This is a genomic window from Nonomuraea sp. NPDC050643 (assembly GCF_040654715.1).
Taxonomy (GTDB): Bacteria; Actinomycetota; Actinomycetes; order Streptosporangiales; family Streptosporangiaceae; genus Nonomuraea.
In genome coordinates, this window is sequence record NZ_JBFAIM010000152.1 from 1 (window position 1) to 3,923 (window position 3,923).

Genomic DNA, 3,923 nt, shown 5'->3' on the forward strand with positions numbered 1-3,923 from the left:
ACCCGCCCCCGCCCCCGCCCCCGCCACCATGGGCCGCGCCACCGCTGGCACCGCGAGCCGCGGGGATGCGAGGCCCCGCGGCGGCGGCCGCCTTCGCCGCGGAGCGTGCGGCGGCCAGGCCCGCACCAGCGAGCCCGCCTCCCGCCGGTGCTCCGCCGGACTGCTGGGCGGCCGCCATGGTCTTCGTGGGGTCGGGGGTCGGCGGAGAGCCGGGAGCGTGATCGTCGGGGGCCTCGGGCCAGGACTCGTCCGTGGTCGGATGTGCCGGCCCCGAGCCCGCCGAACCCGCTGAACCCGTTTGACCCGCAGCCGGACCGGCTGGAGGGTGCCCGGGTTCGGAACCGCCCTGGTCCTCCTGGGAGGTGCCGTGGGACGCCGTACGGCCTTGGGGGCCTGCGGAATGCGAGCCCCCCGCGCCTTGAGGGGCGCTCTGCGCCTGGCCCGCCGGGGCGGCGCCGTGGGAGGGCGGGCGAGCGGGGCCACGGGGAGCGCTCGGCGCGCTCGGGATCGGGGAGCCGCCGACGACGGCCTCGACCCGCCAGGTGCCGCCGAGCACGTCGCCCAGCGCGCCGGCCACCACGGCGTCCTTGCCGCCGCCCGTGAAGTTCTTCATGGCGCCGACCTGGGTGAAGCCGAGCGTGACCAGGTTGCCTTCGACGCCCACCACCTGGGCGTTGGTGCTCACGTTGGCCCAGACGACGATGCTGCGCTGCTTGAGCGCGGCCAGCACGGCGGGCCACTGGGACTGAAGCGCACCCGCGCCACCCGCCGTAGGACCGCCGCCGCCTGACGCGGGCTGCCCGCCCGCAGGCGCGTGAGCACCACCCGAAGACGGAGCCGAAGCCGGAGCCGGAGCTGAAGGACCCGAACCAGGTCGGACCGCCTCCGGCCAGTCGTCCGCACCCGAGGCCGGACGAGCCGCCGCAGCCACGCCACCACCCGCCGCACCGGCCTGACCGGCCTGACCATAGGCCGCCGGCGCCTGGCCGGGCGCGCCATGAGCCCCCTGGTCTGCGCCGGACCCGCCATGACCGCCCTGGTCCGAGCCGGGCCCGGCGGGAGCGCCGTGGTTGGCCGCCACGGGCCCACCGGCGGCGTAGGCCGTGTCGTTTCCGCCTGCGGCCGGGCGGGGGAAGGAGACGGGGGCCGGCGGCGTGCCGCCTGCGGTGCGGGCGGCCATCTGAGCCACGGCGCCGCCGCGTTCGAGACGCTCCAGGCGGGCCAGCAGGGCCTCCTCGCCCTGCGCGGCGCCCGGAAGCAGAACGCGGGCGCACATCAGCTCGAGCAGCAGGCGCGGCGCGGTGGCGCCGCGCATCTCGGTGAGGCCCGCGTTGAAGATCTCGGCGGCCCGGGTGAGCTCGGCCGGGCCCATCGAGGCGGCCTGCTGGACGAGGCGCTCCAGCTCGTCGGCCGGGCGGTCGAGCAGACCGCTCGACGCCGCCTCGGGAACGTTGGCCAGGATCACCAGGTCGCGGAAGCGTTCGAGCAGGTCGGCGGCAAAGCGGCGGGGGTCGTGACCGCCCTCGATCACCCGGTTGACCGTGTGGAACACCAGCCCGCCGTCGCGGGCCGCGAACGCGTTGACGACCTCGTCCAGCAGATCGCCGTCGGTGTAGCCGAGCAGGGAGACGGCCTTGGCGTAGGTGATGCCGTCTTCCTCCGCCCCGGCGAGGAGTTGGTCAAGGATGGACAGCGAGTCACGCGCGGAGCCGGCACCCGCCCGCACCACGAGGGGCAGGGCGGTCGGCTCGAACGGCACGCTCTCCGAAGTGAGGATCTCCTCCAGCAGCGCACGCAACGTGGCGGGCGGCATCAGCCGGAACGGGTAGTGGTGCGTACGCGACTTGATCGTGCCGATGACCTTTTCCGGCTCGGTCGTCGCGAAGATGAACTTCAGGTGCGGCGGGGGCTCCTCGACGAGCTTGAGCAGCGCGTTGAAACCCTCGCGGGTCACCATGTGCGCCTCGTCGATGATGTAGATCTTGTAACGCGCGGAGACGGGGGCGAAGAAGGCCCGCTCGCGCAGGTCGCGCGCGTCGTCCACACCACCGTGCGAGGCGGCGTCGATCTCGATCACGTCGAGGTGGCCGGGCCCGGTCGGGCCGAGCGCGACGCACGACTCGCAGACGCCACAGGGGTCGGGCGTGGGGCCCTGCTCGCAGTTGAGGGAGCGCGCCAGGATGCGGGCGCTGGAGGTCTTGCCACATCCACGAGGGCCGCTGAACAGGTAGGCGTGGTTGATGCGGCCCGTACGCAACGCTTGCCGCAGCGGGTCGGTAACGTGCTCCTGACCCTTGACCTCGGCGAATGTCCCGGGCCTGTACTTGCGGTAAAGCGCAAGGCTCATGCGACCATCCCGCCTGCGAGGGGGTTTCTCAACGAAGAGACCCCTCGCACACCCGCCAGAGCCCGCTTATCCTTGCTGCCTTCCGGCCCTGGGGAGGTTCACAGGATGACGCCGCGCGAGGGGTCCCTGGACAGTCTAGCGGGATGCCGCAGTGCTCGCTCCACCCCTGAGAACCCGGTCGAAAAACATGGTCTGCGCAGCCTCAGAAGTCCGGTAAGCTCGACGACGGAGGATTCGCCTAGTGGCCGAGGGCGCACGCTTGGAAAGCGTGTAAAGGGCAACCTTTCGGGGGTTCAAATCCCCCATCCTCCGCCAGCTCAGAGGGGTCATGTCGCGATCAGCGGCATGGCCCCTCTCGCTTTGGGTCTCAGCACCCTCGTCGCGACGGATGAGATCGAAGCCGAGCTGCTGACGCTACGCCACGACCTTTCCACCGGGACGACGCCGGGCCACTGGACCTGCACTTGGTCCAGTGGCGAGCGGAGTGTGCCCATGGCCCGGCGGCCGTGGGTGACACGTGCTGAGGTGCGGGTCAGAGCATGTTCTTGATCGGCTGGGGTGTTTCCGGCACCGGCTGGGCGAGGATCTCGGTCGCCTCCCGTGGCGTGAGCAGGCGGGCGTCGCACAGGAGGCGGACGGACTCCGCCCACTGTTCCCGCGCTTCGCGGTGTCGTTCGAGGCCGTGCAGCGTGGTGCCGAACCACCAGCGGGACACGGCTTCCTTCAGCCGGTAGCCCGACTCCCCGAGCAACCGCACGGCCGTGGTGTAGCTCTCCACCGCCTCGGTCAGCCGGCCGGCGTAGCGGTAGGCGTCGCCGAGCGAACCGTGGGCGATGCCTGCGTCGGCGAGCGGGCCCGTTGTCGGCCCCAGTTCCACCAACTGGCGGGCCTCCGCGATGGCCTCGTCGTAGCGCCCCTGCCGGTAGTAGACGTGCACCCGGTTGTTGCGGAGCACGAGCGCGGCCCCAGGGCGTTCGGCGTCGTCGTTGAGCGCCAACGCGGATTCCAGGTAGCCGAGTGCCTCGTCGAGGTGGCCCGCGATCGCGTTGATGACGCCGAGGTTGTTGAGCACCCCGGCCTTCCGCCGGGGCAGGCCGGCGCGGTCCCAGTCGGTGAGAGCCGTCTTCAGTTGCGCGATGGCGGCGTCGTGGCGGCCCTGGTCCCGGTGAACCCAGCCGAGGAAGCTGCGGAGTTGCGCCTTGTCCTCCCATGCCTCGATGCGATCGGCGACCTCGATGGCGTGCGTGTAGATGTCGGCCAGTTGGGTGTGCCAGCCCTGGTAGCAGAAGGGCCAGTGGAGGCCGATGACCAGGCCGACGGCGGTCGCCGGGTCGGGCCCGGCCAAGGCCTGCTGCGCGGCGGCGAGCAGGTTTTCCCGCTCCTCCTGGGCCCATCGTCCCGCCTCGGCCGGATCCTCGAAGGTGACGTCGGGCAGCTCGACCGGGCAGCGCAGTACGGCGTCGCTGGCGAGCATCGTGGTCGCCATCCAGAGGGTGGTCAGGTAGTGGTGGAGCGCGCCCTGGACGGCGGTGGTGCGTTCCTGCTCCGGGACGTCTTGGTGTGCGCGTTCGCGGGC

General features: G+C 72.3%; 2 protein-coding genes, 1 tRNA gene and 1 other RNA gene. 1 reads left to right on the forward strand and 3 read right to left on the reverse strand.

What is annotated here, in order from left to right:
• The coding region (locus AB0I15_RS66535) for a DNA polymerase III subunit gamma and tau (protein ID WP_358121055.1) at positions 1-2,347 on the reverse strand (2,347 nt) is incomplete at its 3' end.
• Between the two features lie 32 nt (positions 2,348-2,379).
• Positions 2,380-2,475: signal recognition particle sRNA small type (gene ffs / locus AB0I15_RS66540), an RNA gene on the reverse strand.
• Positions 2,476-2,574: 99 nt separating this feature from the next.
• Here ffs and AB0I15_RS66545 point away from each other — a divergent pair.
• A tRNA-Ser gene (locus AB0I15_RS66545) sits at positions 2,575-2,662 on the forward strand.
• Positions 2,663-2,879: 217 nt separating this feature from the next.
• On the opposite strand, the gene AB0I15_RS66550 is transcribed toward AB0I15_RS66545, so the two are convergent.
• The coding region (locus AB0I15_RS66550) for a tetratricopeptide repeat protein (RefSeq protein ID WP_358121058.1) at positions 2,880-3,923 on the reverse strand (1,044 nt) is incomplete at its 5' end.